The organism is Streptomyces sp. NPDC054813 (genome assembly GCF_053611365.1).
The window spans coordinates 136611-158703 of sequence record NZ_JBSHAF010000007.1; the positions used below are offsets into that span (position 1 = coordinate 136611).

22 protein-coding genes are annotated in these 22093 nt (G+C 72.2%); 8 read left to right on the forward strand and 14 right to left on the reverse strand.

Annotated elements, in window-relative coordinates; all coding sequences use genetic code 11:
* Positions 1–199: 199 nt before the first annotated feature.
* From ACWGJB_RS16135 to ACWGJB_RS16155, 5 genes are all read right to left on the reverse strand, one after another.
* A complete protein-coding gene (locus ACWGJB_RS16135) occupies positions 200–556 on the reverse strand; it encodes a hypothetical protein (RefSeq protein ID WP_453380792.1) in 357 nt (118 codons plus the stop codon).
* 191 nt (positions 557–747) lie between these two features.
* On the reverse strand, positions 748–1887 hold the full coding sequence (locus ACWGJB_RS16140; protein ID WP_453381006.1) for a hypothetical protein: 1140 nt from the start codon (positions 1885–1887) through the stop codon (positions 748–750).
* Between the two features lie 122 nt (positions 1888–2009).
* Positions 2010–3125 (reverse strand): dolichyl-phosphate beta-glucosyltransferase, encoded by a 1116-nt coding sequence (locus ACWGJB_RS16145; protein ID WP_453380793.1) that lies wholly within the window; start codon positions 3123–3125, stop codon positions 2010–2012.
* A 102-nt stretch (positions 3126–3227) separates the two neighbouring features.
* The gene (locus ACWGJB_RS16150) at positions 3228–3773 is read right to left on the reverse strand and encodes a hypothetical protein (RefSeq protein WP_453380794.1); all 546 of its coding nucleotides are present in this window, start codon (positions 3771–3773) and stop codon (positions 3228–3230) included.
* A gap of 10 nt (positions 3774–3783) precedes the next feature.
* The gene (locus tag ACWGJB_RS16155) at positions 3784–4305 is read right to left on the reverse strand and encodes a SigE family RNA polymerase sigma factor (protein WP_453380795.1); all 522 of its coding nucleotides are present in this window, start codon (positions 4303–4305) and stop codon (positions 3784–3786) included.
* 203 nt (positions 4306–4508) lie between these two features.
* On the opposite strand from ACWGJB_RS16155, the gene ACWGJB_RS16160 reads away from it, so the two are divergent.
* From ACWGJB_RS16160 to ACWGJB_RS16170, 3 genes are read left to right on the forward strand one after another with little or no spacing between them, the layout of a single operon-like run.
* Entirely contained in the window at positions 4509–5999 is a 1491-nt protein-coding gene (locus tag ACWGJB_RS16160) for a hypothetical protein (protein WP_453380796.1), read from the forward strand.
* A 41-nt stretch (positions 6000–6040) separates the two neighbouring features.
* Positions 6041–7258, forward strand: a complete 1218-nt coding sequence (locus ACWGJB_RS16165; RefSeq protein WP_453380797.1) for an AAA family ATPase — start codon at positions 6041–6043, stop codon at positions 7256–7258.
* On the forward strand, positions 7255–8496 hold the full coding sequence (locus ACWGJB_RS16170; RefSeq protein ID WP_453380798.1) for a vWA domain-containing protein: 1242 nt from the start codon (positions 7255–7257) through the stop codon (positions 8494–8496). Before ACWGJB_RS16165 ends, ACWGJB_RS16170 begins: the two co-directional genes overlap by 4 nt.
* A 321-nt stretch (positions 8497–8817) precedes the next feature.
* On the opposite strand, the gene ACWGJB_RS16175 is transcribed toward ACWGJB_RS16170, so the two are convergent.
* Positions 8818–9498 (reverse strand): helix-turn-helix transcriptional regulator, encoded by a 681-nt coding sequence (locus tag ACWGJB_RS16175; protein ID WP_453380799.1) that lies wholly within the window; start codon positions 9496–9498, stop codon positions 8818–8820.
* Between the two features lie 140 nt (positions 9499–9638).
* On the opposite strand from ACWGJB_RS16175, the gene ACWGJB_RS16180 reads away from it, so the two are divergent.
* Positions 9639–10607, forward strand: a complete 969-nt coding sequence (locus ACWGJB_RS16180; RefSeq protein WP_453380800.1) for a threo-3-hydroxy-L-aspartate ammonia-lyase — start codon at positions 9639–9641, stop codon at positions 10605–10607.
* A gap of 253 nt (positions 10608–10860) precedes the next feature.
* On the opposite strand, the gene ACWGJB_RS16185 is transcribed toward ACWGJB_RS16180, so the two are convergent.
* Both ACWGJB_RS16185 and ACWGJB_RS16190 read right to left on the reverse strand, forming a co-directional pair.
* Positions 10861–11253 (reverse strand): SCO5389 family protein, encoded by a 393-nt coding sequence (locus ACWGJB_RS16185; protein WP_453380801.1) that lies wholly within the window; start codon positions 11251–11253, stop codon positions 10861–10863.
* Positions 11254–11305: 52 nt separating this feature from the next.
* The gene (locus ACWGJB_RS16190; RefSeq protein ID WP_453380802.1) at positions 11306–12265 is read right to left on the reverse strand and encodes an ATP-binding protein; all 960 of its coding nucleotides are present in this window, start codon (positions 12263–12265) and stop codon (positions 11306–11308) included.
* A gap of 166 nt (positions 12266–12431) precedes the next feature.
* Here ACWGJB_RS16190 and ACWGJB_RS16195 point away from each other — a divergent pair, with 166 nt between their 5' ends.
* The 4 genes from ACWGJB_RS16195 to pqqB all read left to right on the forward strand — a co-directional run bounded on the left by ACWGJB_RS16195 (position 12432) and on the right by pqqB (position 16781).
* A complete protein-coding gene (locus ACWGJB_RS16195) occupies positions 12432–13907 on the forward strand; it encodes a purine-cytosine permease family protein (protein WP_453380803.1) in 1476 nt (491 codons plus the stop codon).
* A gap of 357 nt (positions 13908–14264) precedes the next feature.
* Complete coding sequence (locus ACWGJB_RS16200) at positions 14265–14666, forward strand: SseB family protein (protein WP_360491821.1); 402 nt, start codon at positions 14265–14267, stop codon at positions 14664–14666.
* A gap of 49 nt (positions 14667–14715) precedes the next feature.
* Positions 14716–15828 carry a hypothetical protein gene (locus tag ACWGJB_RS16205; protein WP_453380804.1) on the forward strand — a complete coding sequence of 371 codons (1113 nt, stop codon included), beginning with the start codon at positions 14716–14718 and terminating at the stop codon, positions 15826–15828.
* A 62-nt stretch (positions 15829–15890) separates the two neighbouring features.
* Positions 15891–16781, forward strand: coding sequence for a pyrroloquinoline quinone biosynthesis protein PqqB (gene pqqB, locus ACWGJB_RS16210; protein WP_453380805.1), 891 nt, complete (start codon positions 15891–15893; stop codon positions 16779–16781).
* Here pqqB and ACWGJB_RS16215 read toward each other — a convergent pair.
* The 6 genes from ACWGJB_RS16215 to ACWGJB_RS16240 all read right to left on the reverse strand — a co-directional run bounded on the left by ACWGJB_RS16215 (position 16778) and on the right by ACWGJB_RS16240 (position 21926).
* A complete protein-coding gene (locus ACWGJB_RS16215; protein WP_360491827.1) occupies positions 16778–17179 on the reverse strand; it encodes a MarR family winged helix-turn-helix transcriptional regulator in 402 nt (133 codons plus the stop codon). The two genes, pqqB and ACWGJB_RS16215, sit on opposite strands and share 4 nt — an antisense overlap.
* Positions 17180–17275: 96 nt before the next feature.
* On the reverse strand, positions 17276–17626 hold the full coding sequence (locus tag ACWGJB_RS16220) for a VOC family protein (RefSeq protein WP_351736329.1): 351 nt from the start codon (positions 17624–17626) through the stop codon (positions 17276–17278).
* A 124-nt stretch (positions 17627–17750) separates the two neighbouring features.
* Positions 17751–18785, reverse strand: coding sequence for a LacI family DNA-binding transcriptional regulator (locus ACWGJB_RS16225; RefSeq protein ID WP_453380806.1), 1035 nt, complete (start codon positions 18783–18785; stop codon positions 17751–17753).
* Positions 18782–19687: a carbohydrate ABC transporter permease gene (locus ACWGJB_RS16230; protein ID WP_453380807.1), complete on the reverse strand. Its 906-nt coding sequence runs from the start codon at positions 19685–19687 to the stop codon at positions 18782–18784. The genes ACWGJB_RS16225 and ACWGJB_RS16230 overlap by 4 nt, the downstream gene beginning before the upstream one ends.
* Positions 19684–20610, reverse strand: coding sequence for a carbohydrate ABC transporter permease (locus ACWGJB_RS16235; protein ID WP_453380808.1), 927 nt, complete (start codon positions 20608–20610; stop codon positions 19684–19686). Before ACWGJB_RS16235 ends, ACWGJB_RS16230 begins: the two co-directional genes overlap by 4 nt.
* Complete coding sequence (locus ACWGJB_RS16240) at positions 20607–21926, reverse strand: ABC transporter substrate-binding protein (RefSeq protein WP_453380809.1); 1320 nt, start codon at positions 21924–21926, stop codon at positions 20607–20609. Before ACWGJB_RS16240 ends, ACWGJB_RS16235 begins: the two co-directional genes overlap by 4 nt.
* Positions 21927–22093 lie beyond the last annotated feature (167 nt).

Genomic DNA, 22093 nt, shown 5'->3' on the forward strand with positions numbered 1-22093 from the left:
CGAACCGACCGAGCGCGGGCTCAAGCGCTCTGCATCCGGAGGCGATCGAGATCCCCGATGCGCTCCGTGGCCTCCGCCGGAGAGGCTTCGTCCGGCGGAGGCTGGTGAACTGGTGCCGGCGTGGGACGCGGTGCCCCGCACTACCGGGCGGAGTTCACCACGGTCGATGATTCGACGACAGGGAGACGGCGGCTTTCGCTCAGTGGCGGCCGGTCAGAAACACCGAACGCAGCGTCAGGCGGTCCGTGGCGGGGTTTCCGTGCGGACGCAGCGTCCAGGAATCGCCAGTGCAGTCCGGCTCGGTGAACACCATCACCCATTCATCGGTGTTGTTGTGCGGGGCGAACGCGGGCTCGGAGCTGCCCGGGTCCGCGACCTCGGGCAGCGTGATGCAGCCAGGGCCGCCCGGGTCATGGAGAGTGGCCGACCGGGGCGAGCCGTCGAGGCCCACGAACTTGTAGGAGAAGTCACCGGTGGCGGCGCTCGCGGAGGCCGGCAGGGTGACGACGAGAGCGAGCGCACCGAATGCGGCGGCCGCGGTGTGGCGAAGGCGCATGAAAACCGTTTCTGTCTGAGGGTGACTCCCCGAGGAGCCCGCGGACCCAGGACGTATCCGGGCCCGCCGCGTACTCCATCCCCGAGCAACGGATCCCGATACGTGATGTCACCCCTCCGAGGCATGATAAATCGATCCTTCGGATGCCATATCAGTGAATCGTCCGTCCGCCTCTGATCCGCCGGGCACCCCTAGGGCACCCCGAGTTCGAACAGCGCGTACCCCGCGTACGAGCCGGAGGCCAGTGCCGCGAGGCCCAGCACGAGGCACTGGCAGGGCAGGCCGACCCGGCGCAGTGCGACCGCGAGCGGGACGAACAGCGGGAAGGCGGGCAGCAGATAGCGCGAGACGTTCGCGAAGTACTGCTGGCTGCCGAGCACCAGCGCCAGGGTGAGCACCGTGTGGACGACCAGCGCCGCCGGCGGCCGCAGCCGGATCAGCAGCGGCAGCAGTGCGAGGTCCAGCAGCACGACACCGACACCGATCACGTCCGCGAACGGGAGCGCGAAGAGATAGCCGAAATGGCCCACGGCGACCGACGTCAGGACGTCCAGAGTCTGCCTGCCGTAGTCGAACTCGTGCCCCCACGCGGCCGACTGGAGCCTGAAGTAGCCGCCGTAGTCGCCCATCCGGTGGCCCACCCAGCCGAGGTAGCCGAGCAGGCCCAGCGGGGCGACGAGCATCGCGGTCAGCGGACGGGCGACACCGTCCTCGCGGCGACGCAGCGCGAGCAGCCCGGCCAGGGCGAGCGCGGCGATCAGGGCCGCGGCGGTGGGCCGGTTGAGCCCGGCCGCGAAGGTCAGCACACCGGCCGTCAGCCAGCGGCGGGTCAGTACCGCATACAGGGCCCAGGCGGCGAGGGCCACGTACAGCGAGTCCGAGTAGACCGCCCACTCCACGCCGGAGCCCGGCCACACGGCCCAGAGCCCGGCCGCCGCCAGCCCCGCCCGACGGCCGCCGAACCAGGCGGCGACGGCATGGATCCCCAGCGCCGCCACGAACGAGGCCACCACCGACACCAGCAGCCCGGCACCGAACGGGCCGAGACCGGTGACCTCCATGGCCAGCCGCATCAGCGCCGGGTACAGCGGGAAGAACGCGGCCGAGTTGCCCTGGAGGGTGATCAGGCCGGTGGCGCCGGGGACCGGGACCAGCGCGGGGTGGTAGCCGTGCAGGGCGATCTGCTGGTACCACCAGCCGTCCCAGGTGCCCAGCACGTCCCAGGTGTGCGCGCCGCCCCCGAAGCGCGGATGCTTCCTGCGGAAGTCCCCGGCCGAGTCCAGCAGATACATGAACGAGCCGAAGCCGATGAGCTTCAGGACCCCGTACATCGCGAGGACCGGGCCGTAGCGGCGCAGCCACCGCCGGAGAACAGGGGTCTCCGGAGCACCGGGAGCGGGGGCCCCGGTCAGGGCCCGGGGCGTGATCGTCACAGGTGTCGTCACAGGCGTTTTCACGAGGCCGCGGACTCCGTCCGGTTCCGCCGGAGCGGCAACATCCCCGGCACGAGGGCCAGATGGGCGGCGGTCAGTACGGCGATTTCGGCGCGGTGCCCGGCGGCGGGCACGGTGTGCCGCAGGGCGGCGAGCGAACCGGAGGTGAGGGCCAGCCGGACGGCCAGGGCGGGCAGCGGAAGCGCACCGAGGGCCATCTGGGCGAGGGTCCAACAGGCCAGCAGTGAGAGGGAGTTGGCCATCTGCTCCCCGGTGGCCGGGCGCACGGCCGCGTACAGCAGGAGATGTCCGAGAGCCGTGACGACCGCCGGTGTCGCGGACCGCCGTTCTCGCCGGGCCGTCGGCAGCGCGCCCCGGGCCAGTGCCCAGCCGACCCGCGCGATACCGCGCAGATCGGCCACCGCGGTGGCCAGCAGCGCGACCCGGCTGTCCGGGTCGTCCACCCAGTCGACCGGCACCTCGTGGATGCGCAGCCCGGCCCGCTCGGCGACGACCAGCAACTCGGTGTCGAAGAACCAGCCGGAGTCCCGCACCAGCGGCAGCAGCCGCTCGGCGGCGTCCCGGCGTACCGCCTTGAAACCGCACTGCGCGTCCGAGAACCGGACCGAAAGGGTGCAGCGCAGCAGGACGTTGTAGCAGCGGGAGACGATCTCCCGCCTGGGACCGCGCACCACCCGGGAGCCGGGCGTCAGCCGGGTGCCGATGGCCAGGTCGGAGTGGCCCGAGAGCAGCGGGGCGACGAGCGGCAGCAGCGCCGCGAGCCCGGTCGACAGGTCCACGTCGAGATAGGCGAGGACGGGTGCCCGCGATCGCGACCAGGCGGCCCGCAGCGCCCGGCCGCGCCCCTTCTCGGCCAGCCGTATCCATTCCACCTCGGGCAGTTCACCGGCGAGCCGGGCGGCGATCAGCGGGGTGGCGTCCGTGCTGGCGTTGTCGGCGACGGTGATACGGAAGGGGTAGGGGAACGTCTCCCGCAGATGGGCATGGAGCCGTCGCACGCTCGGCTCCAGGTCGGTCTCCTCGTTGAACACCGGCACGGCCAGGTCCAGGACCGGCTCGTCGTGGTAGGTCGGGAGTGGGGGAGCCGGGGTCGGCGAGGTGGCTTTGGGAGACATGAACTGACTGCGTTTCATGGTGTTTTTTCGCATTCGTACTCGCTCTCGGGGCGCGCCGAAGGCACACCCGGCGGGGAGGGATGAGGGACGGAGGGCTGCTCGCTACCCGGCCGAGCCGGCCGAGGTCGACGGGTCGGCTCCCTCGGTCGTGGGCGCCGACGGAGGGGACGAGGTGGGCGTGGAGTCCCCGGACGTGTCCGTGGACGCGCTCTCCGACGAGGTCGCGCCCGAGTCCGGGGTGGTCGTCCCGGACGGCGTCGACGAGGCCGAGTGACCGCTTGTGGCCGAGACGGTGGCCGAGGGCGTGGAGGTGTCCTCGGGCGGCGGGGCCGAGGTCGTGGCGCCGGTGGCCGGTGCGGTGGGGGAGGGGCTCGGCCCCGGTGTCGTACCCGTGCTCGGGCCGGGGCTGGTCGCGGGCCACGGGTGCGGCGCGCCCGGCTCGCCATGGACACCGGAATGGGGCCACAGGAAGAGACCGAGGCCGAGCCCCGCGGCCGCGAGGACACCGCCGGCCGCCCGCCGGGCCGCGCGGGCCCGCCGCCGGGCCTGCACACCGGCCCGCAGCCGGTCCCGGTGCCTGGGCTCGAACGCCGCCGGTTCCCGTTCGCCGTGCATCAACTGCGTCAGCTGCCGCTCGAAGTGATCCATGGCTTCTCCCTCACCCCACCGGCTCGACGACGTCGGCCAGCAGCCGGCGCAGCCGGGCCACACCGCGTGCCGCGTGCGACCGGGCCGTGCCCACCGGGCACCCCAGCACCTCGGCCACCTGCCGGTCGGGCAGGTCCTGGTAGTAGCGCAGGACGACCGCGGCCCGCTGGCGCGGGGTCAGCAGGGCGAGCGCGGCCTCCAGACGGGACCGCTCGGCGACGGCCGCCGACAGGTCGCCGGCCGCCGCGACCTCGGGCAGATCCTCGACGGGGCGCTCGCCCCACCAGCGGCGCCGTGCCGAGCGCGCGGCCGCCCGGGCCAGCACCTTGCGGACGTACGCCTCCGGTGCCTCGTCGGCGATCTTCGGCCAGACGAACCACAGTCTGACCAAGGACTCCTGCAACAGATCCTCGGCCCGATGCCGATCGCCACCGGTGAGCAGACGGGCCAGATGGAACAACCCCGACCAGCGGGCCGCCACGAACTCGTCGTACTCACCGGCCCGAGCCTGCTCCGTTCCCTCGGTTCCCACGGTCCCCGCTCTCCCCGGCTGCCTACACCTGGGAAAAGGCCCTGGGAGCGACGGAACGCTGCACTCGGCCGAGGTGATCCCGGTCACGTGCCGACCGCCGCGTAATTGCGTGGCCGACCGGGGCGCCGCCGCCGTATGCTCCCCGCGATGACCACTCACTCTGTTCACAGATCGGGGGTCCCGTCCACGCAAGGTGAGTGCTGATGGCCACTCACCCCGTGTACGAGGACACCCGGCTCTTCCTCTGGCGGCGGGTGCGCGAGTTCGCCGTGCCGCCCGCCATGATCGAAACCGCGACCGTCCGGCGCGCTGCCGGGGACTGGGCGGGGGCGTGTGCCGCCGCCGGTTTCGACGTCGACCTCAACCTGCGTGACCTGGGCCGTACCCGGGGCCGGGACGTCATGGAACGGGTCCGTGCCGACCTGCGACGGCTCGCCCCCGACCTGCTGCGCTGGCACCTGCCGAGAATCGCGCCCGACGGGCTGCTGCGGCCCGGGCTGACCATGCCGCTCGCCGGCTATGGCGTCGGGCAGGGTTCCGTGGAGCTCGTGGCCCGGACACCGCCGGCCTGGGCCGACGCAGGGCAGCGGATCAGCCTCGCGCTCTGGGACGGAAACCTGGGCGAGCCCGCCGCCCGGGGGCATCCGCATCCGCGCCCCAGCCGCCGGTTCCGCTTCGACCTGCACCGCCATCTGTGGGACGCGGGCGCCGCCGGCGACCTGCGGACCCGGTCCGGCGGCGAAGGGGCGTGCACGGGCTTCGCCGTCGAACCGCGTACTGACTTCGGCTTTGCCGTTGAACCGCGTACCGACTTGGGCTTCGTCGTCGAACCGCGTGCCGACTTGGGCTTCGCCGTTGAACCGCGCACCCACTCGGGCTTCGCCGTTGAACCGCGCACCCACTCCGGTGCCGGTCCGGCGTCGTCGTCGTGTGCCACGGACCGTTGGGCGGACGAGGCGCGGATCGTGCTGCGTGCCGAGGGGCGGGACAGCGGAACCGTCGCCGTGCACCTGCGCGGTCGGCAGCGGCTCGCCCTGCACCTCGCGGCCGACGGGACGGCGACCACGAGCCCCGGCGGGCACACCGGTTCGCTGCCCGTGCTGCCCGACGCGGCGACCTGGACCCTCCCCGACCTGGAGCTGCTGCACGCCGGGCTGATCGACGCCGGGCGGCTGCATCCGCTGGTCGCGGAGGCGCTCGTACCCGGATACGCACCGGCCGCCCGGATGCCGCACCCGGATCCGGGCGGGCAGCCACGCCTCGTGGAGTGCCGGGGTGTCCTCCACCGCATCGGCCTGGTCGACGGGGTGCTGTCCCCGCTGGACCACGCCCCGGACGAACTGCGGCGCGAGGAACTGCTGGTGGCGCTCGGCGGCCCGCCGCTGCCCTGTCTGCGGGTGATCGACGAGGCACACCGCCGCCCGGACTGCCTCACCGGCGTACGCGAACGGCTCGACCACGGGGACATCGACGGCGCGCTCGCCGTCGTCGAAGGACTGCTGGGGCCCGAAGCCGTGCTGCGTGACGGCCCGTTGAAGGACGAACTGGAGTCGGCCGCGCGCCGGCGCATCGCGTACGGCCTCTACCGGGCGGGCCTCGCCGGACCCGGCACCGGCCCCGTCCGTACCCGGCAACGGCGGCGACCGCGCTCCCGCGACCCGCGCCTCGGCCCACGCCCCGCCACCTGGCGCTGACCCACACCCACTTGCTCACTCACATCCCAAGGTGATCAGACATGCCCATGCGCGTTTTCGCTCAACTCGACGTCGCGGATGACCTGTTGAAGCTGCTCGGCGACTCCGCCACCGAACCCCGCCCCGACACCCAGCTGGAGGCGCTCACCCTCGCCGTAGCCGCCGACCTGCCCGTCCTTCTGTGGGGCGAGCCCGGCATCGGCAAGACCGCCGCCCTGACCCAGCTGGCCGACTCCCTCGACCTGCCGCTGACCACGGTGATCGCCAGCGTGCACGAGCCTTCCGACTTCTCCGGGCTGCCCGTCGTAGGGGACGACCCTGCCGTCCAGGGCGTCCCGATGGCTCCGCCGGACTGGGCGGTACGGCTGGTGAAGGCCGGCCGGGGTCTGCTCTTCCTCGACGAGCTGTCCACCGCGCCGCCGGCCGTGCAGGCCGCCCTGCTCCGGCTCGTCCTGGAACGACGGGTCGGCGCCCTGCGACTCCCGCCGGGGGTACGGATCGTGGCGGCGGCCAACCCGCGGTCCTCGGCGGCCGACGGCTGGGAGCTGAGCCCGCCGCTGGCCAACCGGTTCGTGCATCTGCAGTGGGCCCACGACCATGAGGTCGTGGTACGCGGTCTGGGCGGCACCTGGCCCCGGGCGACCCTGCCCCGGCTCGACCCGGAAAGGCTCTCCGCCGCCGTGGACTTCGCGCGCCGCGCGGTGTGCGGTCTGCTCGCCACCCGCCCCACGCTCGTCCACCGGCTGCCCAGCGGTGAGACGCGCAGGGGCGGCGCCTGGCCCTCGCCCCGCAGCTGGGACATGACCCTGCGGCTGGTCGCCTTCGCGCACGCCGCCGGCTCCTCCCGGGACGTGCTCTCCCTGCTGGTGCGGGGCACGGTCGGGGACGGCCCGGGGCTCGAACTCCTCGCGAGCGTGGACCGGATGGAGCTACCGGACCCCGAGATCCTGCTCGCCGATCCGGGCGCCGCCGAGCTGCCCGAGCGCGGCGACCTGCGCCAGGCCGTGCTCGACGGCGTGGTCGCCGCCGTGCGCGAGCGGCCCGACCGGGCCCGCTGGGACGCGGCCTGGGCGCTGCTGGTCCGCGCGCTGGACACCGGTGCCCCGGACCTGGTGGTGGTACCCGCCACCACCCTCGCCTCGCTCCGCCGGGAGGACTGGGACGTGCCCGAGGCCGTCGAACGCCTCGCCGGAGCCGTCTCCGTGTCCCGTCGGGCCGAACGGGCCGCCCAGCGCGTCGCCGCGAAGGCCGGACGATGAGCACCGCACCGGGCGGGGCACTGGACCTGGAGAAGCTGTACGCCGCCCGGCTGCAGGCCGCCCGGGCCCGGCCCTACCTCGCCACCGCGCTGTTCGCCCTGCACGTGGTGGAGTCGCGGCAGGTGCCGACCATGGCCGTCGACGCCCACTGGCGGTGCTATGTCTCGCCGGCCTTCGTGGACCGGATGCCGGTGCAGGACCTGGCCGGCGTCTGGGTGCACGAGGTGTCGCACCTGCTGCGCGACCACCACGGGCGCAGCGACCGGGTCGCCAGGCAACGCGGGCTGACCGGGGCCGGCGAGCGGCTGCGGATGAACATCGCGGCGGACCTGGAGATCAACGACGACGCGTACGGTGACGGACTCGCCCGGCCCCAGGGCGCCGTCCGGCCACGCAACCTGAAGCTGGACGAGGGCCTGCTGATGGAGGACTACCTGCGGCAGTTCCGGCTGGGACCGCTGACCCAGGCCCTCACCTGGCTGGACTGCGGCAGCGGCGCCGACGGCCGCGAACGGGACTGGGACCTGGGGCCGGACGGCGCGCACGGCCTCAGCGAGCAGGAGCGGGACGGGGTGCGGTTCCGGGTCGCGCAGGCCATCACCGGGCGCCCGGGGAGCACCCCGGACGGCTGGCGGCGCTGGGCGGAGGAGGCCTTCCATCCGCCGCAGCCGTGGCGGGAGCTGCTGGGCGCGGCGGTCCGCTCGGCGACCTCCGCCGCGGGTGCGGGCGACGACTACGACTACGGTCGCCCGTCGCGCCGTTCGGCAAGTCTGCCCGGCGTGGTGCTCCCCAGCCTGCGTCGCAGGCCGCCCCGGGTCTCCGTCGTCATCGACACCTCCGGCTCGGTCAGCGACGCCGAACTGGGCAGCGCCCTGCTGGAGGTGGCCGCCATCGCCCGCGCCGTCGGCGGCCGCCGGGACCTGGTCAGCGTGGTCTCCTGTGACGCGGCCGCCCGGACCGTGCACCCCCTGTGCCGTGCGGAGGGCATCGCGCTGGTGGGCGGCGGCGGAACGGATCTGCGCGCGGGCTTCGCCAGAGCGCTGCGGGCCCGCCCCGCCCCGGACGTCGTGGTGGCCCTGACCGACGGACAGACACCCTGGCCGGGGACCCAGCCGCCCTGCCGGACGGTGGTCGGTCTGTTCCCCCGCCACTGCACCGGCACGTCGTACAACGAGGACAACCCCGACTACGTACCGGACGAACCGCCCGCCTGGGCCCGGGTCGTACACATCGGATGACGCTGCCTTCGGGCCCGGGACGTGTGTCGGAAATGCTTTGGCCCGGCTCACGTGAGTGCACGGGGGCGGAGTTGCCGATGCCTCGGACCGGTCGAGCCGAAGGTCGCGGTCCGGTCCGGTGGCAGTGGGTGCCGGACCGGCTCGGCCGCTGACTTCGCAAGCTGGGTTGCCGAGCCTTCAGCGGCGGAGCCGGCCGACTTCTCGGACAGCCGTCACTTCATCAGGGCCTTCAAGACACACTACGGTCAGACTCCCACCGACCATGTCCGCCGGGCTCGCGCGCGTGAGGACTGAGGTCTCCCCGGCGAGCATCGCCAGGCCCTACTCCGCTCGGGTCGCCGCCAGGTAGTTGTACGCGGAGGCGCGGGAGATGCCGAGCCGGGTGGCGATCTGCTGGACCGCGCCGCGCACCGCGAAGACACCCTGTCGGTCGAGGTCCCGGAACAGCTCCAGGCGTTCGTCGCGGGTGAGTTGGGGCCACGGCCTGGCCTCGCGCAGCTGGCGGGCGTCGACGATGGAGTCCAGTACGGCGGTGATGTCGTCGCCGAACGTCGTGGTCGGCGGCGCGTCGGGCAGGGCCGCGACCCCGGCCAGGTCGCCGACCAGCGCATGGACCTGGGCCACGGCCGTGACGTCGAGGTTCACGCACAGCGCCCCGAACGCCGTACCGGCCGAGTCACGCAGCACCATCGTCGAGGACTTGACCAGCTTCCCGTCCCGGGTGCGGGTGAGGTAGTTCAGCTCGTCGGCCGCCGTGTCCCCGGCCGCCAGCAGCTTCATGCCGATCTCGCTCATCGACCCGCCGACCCCGCGGCCGGTGACCGACCCGGCGATGGCCACGACGGAGCGCTCGGGGCGGCGGAAGTCATGGATGACGACCTCGCAGAAGGCACCGAAGGTCGCCACGATCCCCTCGACGACCGGCGCCAGCGCGGCGATGATCGCGTCCTGCTCGGCCCGCGCCGCCGCACCGCCCGCCGTACCCGTCGGTTCCTGTGCCATTCGCTCGCCTCCGTGCCCCCGCCCGGACCGGGTCTGGACTTCACGTCCAGATGATAGACAATAATTCCATACGGTCGGCGTCGAACGGCTGTGCTCGACGCCCATCCGGCGCCCGGCGGCGCCCAGAACGGAGGACGAACATGCCCGACACCCCGCCCGTGACCCTCCAGGACGTGCAGGACGCGGCCGCGCGGATCAGGGGAGTGGCCCACCGCACCCCCGTGCTGCGTTCGCGCACCCTGGACGAACTGGTCGGCGCCGAGGTCTTCCTGAAGTGCGAGAACCTCCAGCGCATCGGCGCCTTCAAGTTCCGGGGTGCCTACAACGCCGCGTCCCGGCTCTCCGCCGAACAGCTGGCCAAGGGCATCGCCGCCTACTCCTCCGGCAACCACGCCCAGGCCGTCGCCCTCGCCGCCCGCGAACTCGGCACCACCGCCGTCATCGTGATGCCCGAGGACACCCCACGCGCCAAGCTGGAGGCGACCGCCGGATACGGCGCGGAGATCGTGACGTACGACCGCTACACCGGCGACCGCGTCGCCATCGGTGAGGCCCTCGCCGCCGAACGCGGACTCGCTCTGGTGCCGCCGTACGAGCATCCGCATGTGATCGCCGGACAGGGCACGGCCGCCCTCGAACTCATCGAGGAGGTCGGCGAGCTGGACGCCCTGGTGGTGCCCGTCGGGGGCGGCGGGCTGATCGCCGGCAGCGCCACAGCGGCGAAGGGGCTGCTGCCCGGTATCCGGGTCGTCGGGGTCGAGCCCGAGGCCGGGGACGACACCAAGCGGTCCCTGGAGGCCGGGTACCGGGTGTCCATCCCGGTGCCGAGGACCATCGCCGACGGCCAGGCGGCCGACATCCCCGGCGAGCTGACCTTCTCCGTCAACCGGCGTCTGGTGGACGACATCTCACTGGTGAGCGACGACCAGATCCGGGACGCGATGCGGTTCGCCTTCGAGCGGATGAAGACCGTCCTGGAGCCGAGCGGCGCCAGCGGTCTGGCCGCGCTGCTCGCCCACCGGGTGGCGCCACTGCCGCGCCGGATCGGGGTCATCCTCTCCGGCGGCAACGTGGGTGCTGAGCGGTTCGCCGAGATCGTCGCAGGCTGAGCAGCCACGCCGGCCCGGACGGCCGGGGCAAGGCAGAGGGCTCCTGACGAAGGGGCTGGTGGGGGGCGGTGCGGGGGGCAGGAGTCGGCGGGTTCCTGTGGCGGGCAAGGGCGCCCTGCTGCTGACCGTCCTCCCGGAGCCCGCGCTGACGGCGCTGCGGCGCATGGCCCAGGAGAACGAGTCGGCCCGTCGGCACACCCCCTGACGGCGAAGTTCGCGCGGCGGTTGGGGCGCCGGTGCCTGCCTCCCCGGTTCAGCAGTCGCGGAACTCCGGTGACTGGTTGAGGATCTGCGAGCGCGTCGAGGTGAAGCGGGTGTGCGTCCGGCCGCCCCGTGCCTCGGGTGGGAACACCGCCACGCGGTGGCAGTTCTGGAAGGCGAGGGCGACCCCGAAGTGCCGTTCCAGGCTGGACCGGATCGCGTCGGAGGACAGCGCCCGCAGCAGCTGGCCGCGCTCCCTCTCCGACGGCGGCGGGGTCTGGTTGTCGGCGAACTCGCGCGAGCCGTCGCGCAGTTCGCCGGTCAGCCGGGCGATGAGCTGGTACGCGTACGGCAGCGACCTACGGACGGTTTCCACGAAGTCCTCCTCCCGTACCGCACCGTTCTCGGCTTCGGCGAGCAGCTGCGGGGAGACGTCGAGCGACATAGGGCTGTGTCCTGTTCTGTTCAAGGTGGGTGGATCGACAGGGGAGCGGGCTTCAGGCGAAGGCGGGCAGGGCCGCCGGTCCGTGCCGGAAGTCCGGGTCGACCTGGGCGGCCAGATCCTGGCCGGTGGCCGCGTTCGCCCAGGCGGTGGCGTTGCGCAGATGGAACTCCACGGCATGCCGCTGGAAGGCGTCCCAGTCCTTGGCCCGCGCGTCCACGGCGGCTCGCAGCCGGTCCATGGCCCGGGAGTTGTGCGGCTCCAGCGCGCCGCCGCCCCGGCCCTGCTCCTGGGCGCGGACGTACGACGACAGCTCGCAGTGGGCCAGCAGGTCCTCGCCCACCCGCTCGCGCAGGAAGGCGAGGTCGTCCGCGCCGGTCACCTTGTTGCCGACCACGGCGACCGGGATGCCGAACTCGGCCGCGTGGTCCCGGTACTGCCGGTACACGGAGAGGCTCTTGCGGGTCGGCTCGACCACCAGGACCGTCATGTCGAAGCGGGTGAAGAGGCCGGAGGCGAAGGCGTCGGCGCCGGCCGTCATGTCGACGACGACGTACTCGCCGGGCCCGTCCACCAGATGGTTGAGATAGAGCTCCACCGCGCCGAGCTTGGAGTGGTAGCAGGCCACCCCGAGGTCGCTCTCGGCGAACGCCCCGGTGACCATCAGCGGCACCCCGCCGACTTCCTGGACGTGGTGGGAGTGCACCTCGTCGTCGCCGAGCAGCCGCAGCAGCCGCGAACCGCGCCCGGGCGGGGTCGTCTTGACCATGGCCTCCCCGGATGCGATCCGGGGGTTCGTACCGCGCAGGTAGTCCTTGATCGCGCCTGTCCGCGCGCTCAGCGGCGGCGCCGTGAACAGCTCGTCCTCGTCGAGGCCGAGGGCGTGGGCCAGGTGCTGGTTGATGTCGCCGTCGATCGCGACGACCGGCGCGCCGGACCGCGCCAGGTGACGGGTGAAGAGGGCCGACAGGGTGGTCTTGCCGCTGCCGCCCTTGCCGACGAAAGCCACACGCATCGCTAGTCGCTCCTCCTTTTGAAAATGGAAGTCATGATCATAGATTGGAGACGGTGCCGGGAGGTGTCAAATCGGGGTGACCCAACCGGGAAGCGGTCCGAGGGATTTGACGGAGCCCCAGATCCGGCTAGCCTCCAGCCAACACACCTGGACGGATGGGTCGACGATGGCGGACACGCGGGAACCCGGCCGGCAGCTCCAGGTGGAGACCCACGGCCTGGACGTGATCGGCGACGCCGACCGCAAGGGCACCCCGCGCACGCTGTTCTGGCCCTGGTTCGGTGCGAACGTCTCCGTCCTGGGAATGAGCTACGGCGCCTTCGCGCTCGGCTTCGGCATCTCCTTCTGGCAGGCACTGGCCGCCGGAGTCCTCGGCATCCTCGTCTCCTTCCTGCTCTGCGGCTTCGTCGCGGTCGCCGGGAAACGCGGCTCGGCACCCACGATGGTGCTCAGCCGGGCCGCGTACGGCGTGCGCGGGAACCGGCTGCCATCGGTGGTCTCGTGGGTGCTCACGGTCGGCTGGGAGACCGTCCTCATCGCCCTCGCCACCATGGCCACCGCGACCGTCTTCGCCCGGCTGGGCCGGGGCGGCGGCACCGGGACCGAGGTGGTCGCCCTGCTCGTGGTCTGCGCCCTGACCGTGATCGGCGGAGTGATGGGCTTCGACCTGATCATGCGCCTGCAGACCGTGATCACGGTGGTGACCGGCGTCCTCACCCTCGGCTACGTCGGGCTGGTGGCCGACCACATCCACTGGGCGACGGTGCGCGCGATCCCGTCCGGCTCCGCCCAGGAGTTCATCGGCGCGCTGGTGTTCATGATGACCGGCTTCGGACTCGGCTGGGTCAACGCGGCCGCCGACTACTCCCGTTACCTGCCCCGCGGCTCCTCCGGCCGGGGCGTGATCGGCTGGACCACCTTCGGCAGCTCCCTCGCCCCGCTCCTCCTGCTGGTCTTCGGCCTGCTGCTCGCGGGCTCCTCCGACACGCTGGACAAGGCGATCGCCGCCGACCCCATCGGCGCGCTGACGACCGTCCTGCCCACCTGGTTCCTGGTCCCCTTCGCCGTCGTCGCCGTGCTCGGCCTGGTCGGCGGCGCGGTCCTGGACATCTACTCCTCGGGCCTCGCGCTGCTCTCCGCGGGACTGCGGGTGCCGCGTTACCTGGCCGCCCTGGTCGACGGCGTCCTGATGACCGCCGGCGCGGTCTACATCGTCTTCTTCGCCGACGACTTCCTCGGCCAGTTCATGGGGTTCCTCACCACACTCGGCGTGCCGATCGCCGCCTGGTGCGGCATCATGCTCGCCGACCTCGCGCTGCGTCGCCGCGACTACGACGAGGCCGACCTCTACCGCCCGGCCGGCCGTTACGGCGACGTACCACTGCCGCCCCTGCTGCTCACGTCGGCCGCCACGGCCCTCGGCTGGGGCCTGGTCACCAACACCGCCGCGAGCTGGCTGACCTGGCAGGGCTATCTGCTGGGCCCGCTCGGCCTCGGCGGAAAGTCGGGCGCGTGGGCGTACGCCAATCTGGGCGTCCTGGCCGCCCTCGCACTCGGCTTCGCCGGCACCCTGGCGCTGAGCCGCGGCCGGATCCGCGCCCAGGAGACCCAGGCCCCGACCACCCCGGCGCCGCCGTCATGACCACCACCCAGCCCGGCACCACCCGCACAACCAGCCGGCCCGGCCCGCCGGCCGCCTGACTGCCTCGCCCGGCCCGCCGGCCGTAGAGCTGCCCGGCCCGGCCTGCCGGACGCCTGACTACCTCGCCCGGCCCGCCGGCCGCATGACCACCCCGCCTGACCCGCCGGCCGCCATCGCCACGCGGCACGTCGGAGGGAAACGGCTCCTGGACCGCCGAGCCCCGGTCGGTGCTGCCCTTCGGTCGCCCGCGACCGGGAGCTCGGACGCATGCCCCGGCCTCGATCGGGTACGCGTGCCGTGGCCGCCCGGCACTCGCCGGTCCCTGCGGCCAGTACCACCACTATCTGGGGATCTGTCATGGAGACACCCGCACACGACGACTTTCCGACGCCGGCCCAGCGGGCGCTCGACACGCTGGCCGTGAACGCCGAGGACCGTGACGCACTGGACACGCTCGCGCACAGCGACGTGCTGGTCCCGGTGCCGGACGACGCGGCGGAGGCGGCCGACCCCGCCATGATCGCGCTGCCCGTCCTGGAACGCCCCGACGGCGACCCCGTCGTCCCCGTGTTCACCTCGGAGGGAGAGCTGACCGGTCTGCTGCCGACGGTCTCCCGCTACCGCCTGGTGCCGCTGGGCGCGCTCGCCCAGCAGTGGCCCGAGGACAACCTGTCGCTCGCCATCGACGGCAGCTCGACGCACGCGCTGACGCTGACCTCCGAGGGCGTGCGCACCCTGCTGGCCCGGCCGACGGGCTGACGACGGGTCCCGGTCACCAGGAGGCCGCCGTGGGGGCCAGAATGGCCCCATGGAATGGATCTCCGGGGTGGCCGGGGGACTGGTACTGATCCTGGTCCTGCGCAGCATCCTGCGCACTCTCGTGGTCCCGCGGGGCCTGTACTCCGTGCTGGTGTACCGGCTGTGGTGGACCCTGCGCAAGCTGCTCTGCCTCACCGCGCGCGGCCGCGACTACCGGGCGATCGACCGGGCGGAGACCTGGCTCGCCCCGCTGATGCTGATCGGCATGCTCGCCGCCTGGCTCGGTGGGGCGTTCCTCGGTTTCGGCCTGCTGCTCTACGCGTTCTCCCCGCTGTCCTGGAGCACCGCCTTCCGGGAGGCCGGCTCCAGCCTGTTCACCCTCGGGTTCGCCAGCGGCGTCCGGCTGCGGCTGTCCGCGCTCGACTTCGTCGCCGCCGCCACCGGCCCCGTCGTCATCGCCCTGCAGATCGCCTACCTCCCCACGCTGTACGCGGCCTACAACCGCCGCGAACTGGAGGTCACCCTCCTGCAGTCCCGGGCCGGCGAACCGGCCTGGGGCCCGGAGATCCTGGCCCGGCAGTGGCTGGTCGACACCGAGGTCGCGCTGCCCCAGCTGTACCGGGACTGGGAACGGCTGGCCGCGGACATGGGGGAGAGCCACGCCACCTACCCGGTGCTGCTGGCGTTCCGCTCGCCCCGCCCCTACCGCAGCTGGCTGGTCGGCCTGATCGCCGTCATGGACGCGGCCGCCCTGCAGCTCGCGCTCAGCCCGCGCGCCGCCCCACCGGAGGCCCGCCTGGTGCTGCGCGCCGGGTTCACCGCCCTGCGCGACATCGCCGCCTCGGTACGGGCGACCTTCGACTCCGACCCGCCCCCGGACGCCCCGATCGACCTGACGTACGGCGAGTTCGAGGCGGCCGTGACCATGCTGGAGAAGACCGGCTTCCGCGCGGAACGCGGCACGCGGGAGGCCTGGCCGCACTTCCACGGCTGGCGGGTCAACTACGAGGCCGTGGCCTACGAACTGTGCCGCCGGTGCGACGCCGTACCGGCGCTGTGGACCGGCGGCCGCGACTTCGCGTCGGAACCGATCCCGCCGATGCGTCCGGTGGACCGGCAGCCCCCCGAAGGACGGCCGGAAGTTCTTCCCCGCGACGGGTAGCGCGGCCCATCCTGAGGGAAGATCCCAGCAGGGGTCGGGGAGACCGAGAGGGGCGGATCGTCGTGAGGGTCGTCCTGCTGGGCACCGCCGCCGGTGGCGGATTCCCGCAGTGGAACTGCGCCTGCGTGCTGTGCGCCGCCGCCCGGGACGGCAAGCTGCCGTCCCGTACCCAGGAGTGCGTCGCCCTGACCGGCAACGGCCGGGACTGGTGGCTGCTCAACGCCTCGCCGGACATCCGCGCCCAGCTCACCGCCACCGCGGTGCTCTGGCCGGGTCCGGGCCCGCGGGAGACCCCGGTGCGCGGCGTGCTGCTCACCGACGCCGAGGCCGACCATGTCACCGGTCTGACCGTGCTGCGCGGGGCACCGGACCTGAAGGTGTACGCGGCCCCGCCGGTGCGGACGCTGCTGACCCCGGCCCGCGGCGCCCTCGACCGCTACGCCCCCTGGGAGTGGGCCGACAGCCTGGCCGACGGCGGTTTCGTGCTGTCCGGCGGCCTGGTCGTGACGGCCCACCCGGTGAGCGCCAAGGCCCCGAAGTACGTGCCGGCCGCACTCGTCGAGGCCGACGGCCGCTGGGTCACGGCGTACCGTGTCGAGGACCTGGCCACGGGAGGAGTCCTGCTCTACGCACCCTGTGTCGGCGCCTGGAGCGACACACTCGACGACCTGTGCGCGGAGGCCGACTGCGTCCTGCTGGACGGCACCTTCTTCACCGCCGACGAGATGGGCACCACGGTCCGCTCCGGGCCCGGCCAGGCCGCCATGGGCCATCTCCCGGTCTCCGGTCCGCACGGCAGCCTCGCCGCCCTGTCCCGGCATCCGGGCACCCGCCGGATCTACACCCACCTCAACAACACGAACCCCCTGGTCGACCCGGCCTCCCGGGCCCGCGCCCAACTGGCCGAGGAAGGCATCGAAGTCCTACCGGACGGCATCGAGTTCGCGCTCTAGCCGGCGGCCGGACCTTCGAGCATCCGCTCCAGCGCGGCCCGCTGCAGCGGTCGTACCTCGGCGTGCACGGCCCGGCCCCTGGCGGTGAGCGCGACCCACACGCCCCGCCGGTCCTCGACGCACACCGACCGTTCCACCAGGCCGTCCTTCTCCAGCCGCCCGATCAGCCGGGACAGCGCGCTCTGGCTCAGATGCACCCGTCCCACCAGGTTCTGCACCCGGCAGTGGTCACCTTCGGCGGGCGACTCGGTCGCCAGCAGGTCGAGCACCTCGAAGTCGCTCGCGCCCAGCCCGTGCGGGTGCAGCACCCGGTCGATCTCGCACATCGTGCGCGCGTGCACCGACAGGATGTCCCGCCAGCGCTCCTCCAGCCGGGCCTCGGCCGTCTTGACTGCCATACCCGCACCGTAGCACCGATCCGGCCAATCGTTGAGTGTGCAACTAGTGCGGGTGCAAGCAGCATTCCGCGGGTCGTACAAGGACGGGTACGACGGTCAGGCCACCGGGTCCTGGAGCAGCCCCACCATGTTCCCGTCGGCGTCCTTCACGGAGGCGACCAGCCGTCCGTTGCCGACGTCCCGGGCGTCCTGGACCAGCTCCGCACCGGCCGCCAGCAGCGCCGCGAGCCGCTCCCGCAGATCGGTGACATGCCAGAACGGCGTCGGCCCGGTCAGCCCCTGGGCGTGCCCGTTCGGGTCCAGGCCGACGTCCTGCCCGGCGGCCTTGTACCCGATGTAGTACGGCTCGTCGGCGAACGGCTCGACGCCCAGCAGGGCGGTGAACAGGGCCTTGGCCCGCTCCGCGTCCTTCACGGGGTAGATGATCGTCTGGATGCCTGCGGTCATGGTCTTCTCGCTCCTCGTACCTGGCTGCCCGGCGCGGTCCGTCCGGTGGTTCCCACGCTAGGAGGGCGAGGGGCGGCACGGCTTCTCGAAAACTGACCGGCTGCCGGACCGCCCGCCCCACGCCTCAGGCCGACTCGCGCCGCACCAGTTCCGTCGGCAGGATCACCGCCGCCGGGTCCTCGCCGCCTATCTGGGCGAGCAGCAGCCGCACCATCTCGGCGCTGATGCGGTCGTAGGGCTGGCGGATCGTCGTGAGGGCGGGCGTGGCCTCCGTCGCCGCGACCGAGTCGTCGAAACCGCCGACAGCGATGTCATTAGGCACCCGGCGGCCCGCCCGGTGCAGCGCCGCCAGGGCGCCCTGCGCCATCAGGTCGGAGGCTACGAACAGGGCGTCCAGGTCAGGGGCGCGCGCCAGCAGCCGCTCGGCGCCCGCCTCGCCACTGGCCCGGCTGTAGTCGCCGGAGACGACGAGCCGCTCGTCGAGCTCGACGCCCGCTTCCGAGAGCACCTCCCGGTAGCCGGCGAGCCGATCGACACCGCCCGGGGTGTCCAGCGGACCGGTGATCATGCCGATCCGGCGGCGCCCCACATCCAGCAGATGCCGGACCATGTCCCGGGCGCCGTCCCGGTCGTCCGCCGCCACGTAACTCACCTTGGTGCCGGGCCCCATGGGCTTGCCGCACTGGACGAGGGGCACACCCGCCTCGCGCAGCTCCTCGGCGACCCGGTCGCCGGAGTGGCTGGAGACCAGCAGCACCCCGTCGACGTGCCCGGCGGTGATGTACCGCGTGATGCGCCGCCGTTCGTCCTTGGTGCCCGCCAGCATCAGCAGCAGCGGGATGTCGTGCCCGGCCAGCGCCTGGGTGCAACCGCTCAGCAGCACGTTGAAGTTGGGGTCCTCGAAGAACCTCTCCTGGGGCTCGGTCAGCAGGAAGCCGACCGAGTCCGAACGTCCGGTGATCAGCGAACGGGCGTGCCGGTTCACCACGTACCCGGTGCGGCGGATGGCGTCGTTCACCGCCTGCTCGGCGGCGGGGCTGACGTAGTGCCCGCCGTTGAGCACACGCGAGACCGTCCCTCGTGAGACGCCGGCCTCGCGCGCCACGTCGTGAATCGTCGGCGGTTTGCGCCGGCCCCCCGCATTACTGCCCATGGTCATGACTTTACGGCCCCGGACAGCAGGTCAAGGCTCCAGAAGCGCTGAATGACCAGGAACAGCGCGATCAGCGGCAGCACGGCCAGGAACGCCCCCGTGATCACCAGGGTGTACAGCGCCGGGGTGTTGGCGCCCTGTTCGAGGAGCGTGTACAGACCGAGCGTGAGCGGGAACTTCTCGTCGTCACTGAGCATGATGTACGGCAGGAGGAAGTTGTTCCAGACGGCCACGAACTGGAAGAGGAACACCGTCACCATGCCGGGGATCATCATCGGCATCGCGATCCGGGTGAAGATCCGCCACTCGCCGGCCCCGTCCATCCGCCCGGCCTCGACCACGTCCGTGGGCACGGCCGCGGCCGCGTAGATACGGGAGAGGTAGACGCCGTACGGGGAGAGGATCTGCGGCAGCAGCACGGACCAGTAGGAGTCCGTGAGATCGGCCTTGGCCAGCAGCAGGTACTGCGGGATGGCGAGGATGACCGGGGGCATCAGCACGCCGGCCAGCAGCACGTTGAAGATCGACTCGCGGCCCGGGAAGCGGTAGGTGGCGAGCGCGTAGCCGCTGAAGGCGGAGACACAGGTCGACAGCAGGGCGCCCAGACCGGCGTACAGGGCGGAGTTGCCCATCCAGTTCCAGTAGATGCCCTCGCGGTAGGCGTCGAGGTCCTTGAGGTTGTCCAGGAAGCCGGTGCCGGGCAGGAAGGTGAAGGTGGAGAACAGCTCGCTGCCGGACTTGGTGGATGCGATCACCACCCAGGCCACCGGCAGGAGCGTGTAGACCGCGCCGAGGAGGAGCGTGAGCGTCGGGATCAGGGCGATCCGGCGGCGCAGCGGCGGCCCCTGGGCGGTACCGGGAGTCGTACCCGCGGCCGGGGCGGCCTTGCGGACGGCAACAGAACTCACTGCGCTGCCTCCTGCTTGTTGCGGCGGTTCGCGGCCCGCAGGAACCCGAAGGACAGCACCAGCGTGGCTATGGCGATCAGCGTCGCCTCGGCCGCCGCCGAGTAGATGTCGCCCTTGGCGAAGGCGTCGACGTACACCTTCATCAGCGGACTCCAGGTCGTGTTGACCGAGTTGGTGAGGGGCTTGAGGGTGGTCGGCTCGTTGAAGACCTGGAGCGTCGCGATGATCGAGAAGAAGAAGGTCAGCACCAGCGAGGGCGCCACCATCGGAATCTTGATCTTCAGGGCGGTCTGCAACGGGGTGGCGCCGTCCAGCTTCGCCGCCTCGTACACCTCGGCCGGGATGGACCTGAGCGAGGTGTAGATGACGATCATGTTGAAGCCGGTGCCGCCCCAGACCGCGATGTTGGAGAGGGCCAGGTAGAGCGGGCCGCCGTCCAGCAGGTTCGGCTGCGGCAGGTGCAGCTTTGCGAGCACGTAGTAGAAGGGGCTGACGTCCGGCAGGTACAGGAAGCCCCACAGCAGCGCGGCCACCACGCCGGGGATGGCGTACGGCAGGAAGATCGCGAGCCGGGTGAAGGGGGCCAGCCGGACCCGCTCGGTGTCCAGCATCAGCGCGAAGAGCAGGGCGAGGCCCAGCATCACCGGGACGACGATGCAGCCGTAGCCGACGACGCGCAGCGCGCCGGCCCAGAACTCGTTGTCGGTGAGGGCGTCCCGGTAGTTCGCCAGGCCGGCCCAGACCTCGCTGCGGGCGCCCGCGCCCAGGCCGAGCCCGGAGACGTGCACCTTGCGGAAGCTGAGCCAGACCGCGTACCCGATGGGCAGCGCGAAGAACAGGGCGAAGAGGGCGGTGGCGGGGAGGAGGAAGGTGTACGGGGCCCCCTTGACCCCGTACCACCTCCGGCCGGTGGGGCTGGTCACTGAGAGACCTCGAAGCCCTGCTTCTTCATGTCGGTGACCGTGGCGTCCTGCATGGTGTTCAGGGCGGTCAGGAAGTCCGACTTGTTCTTGGCGGCGGCGGCGAACGCGTCGTTGAACGACGTGTAGGCGACGTTCACGTTCGGGCCCCACGCGGAAGGCGCCGTGGTCTTCGCGATCTTGGCGGCCTCGGTGTAGAAGTCGGCCTGGTTCGAGAAGTACTCCGGCGGGTTGGCGAAGGCGCCGCTGAGCTGGGCCGAGGTGGACGCCGGGTAGATGCCGCTCTCCTTGGCCAGCGCGTTGAGCGCGTCGCCGTCGGTGTTCAGCCAGGCGGCGAACTTGGCGGCGGCCTCCTGGTGCTTGGAGTCGGTGGTGACGGCGGTGGAGGAGCCGCCCCAGCTGCCGGTGACGTCCTCGGACGTGGACCACTGGGGGAGCGGGGCCATCGCCCACTTGCCCTTGGTGTCCGGCGCCGCCGTGGTCAGTGTGCCCGGCGCCCACACCGCGCTCACCCAGGCGATCTGCTTGCCGGTGTTCAGCGCCTTGTTCCAGGCCGGGGTGTACATCGGCTGGTTGTCGATGGCGCCCTCCTTGACCAGGCCGCCCCAGAACTTGGCCACCTTCTGGGTGGCCGCGTCGTTGATGGCGACCTTCCACTTGTCGCCGGAGGTGGTCCACCACTTGGCGCCGGCCTGCTGGGCGAGGCCCGCGAACAGGCCGGAGTCGTTGGCGGAGAACGTGGTCAGGTCGGTGTCCGGCGCCTTCTTCTTCAGCGCGCGGGCGGTCTTCGCGAACTCGTCCCAGGTGGTGGGGACCGTCAGGCCGTACGTCTTGAAGAGGTCCGCGCGGTAGTAGAACATCATCGGGCCGATGTCCTGCGGCACCGCGTACACCGCGTCCGTGCCCAGTGTGACCTGCTGCCAGACGCCGTCGGCGAACTTGGACTTGGCCTCACCGACGCTCTTCGATATGTCGGCGACCGCGTCGTTGCTGACCAGCGTCGGCAGCGCCTGGTACTCGGCCTGCACCAGGTCGGGGCCGTTCTTCGCCTTGTGCGCGGTGAGGATCTTGGTGACCAGCGTGTCGCCGGACGCCTGCTTCTTCACCGTGACGGTGATCTGGTCCTTCTTGCCCTCGCCCTTGTTCCACAGGTCCACGACCTTGTCCATACCGGGCGCCCAGGCCCAGTACGTGAGCGAGACCGGACCGGAGTCGGCCTTGCTGTCGTCGTCGGACGAGCCGCAGGCGGCGAGGGCGGTGGCGCCGAGCGAGACGGCGACGGCGGTTGTCACGAGGCGGCGGCGCTTCGTGTGCGGCATGGATCTCTCCCCTGACCTGGGCCCCCGCCCGACGCGGGGACCTTGCCATGCAGATGTGTGAGCGTTCTCAGACCCGGATCATCGCCCGTCGCGAGTCCGTGTCATGCTCTGTGAGCGTTCACAGTAGAGAAACATCCCGGACACTTGTCAATGGTTGTTGCTGTGCG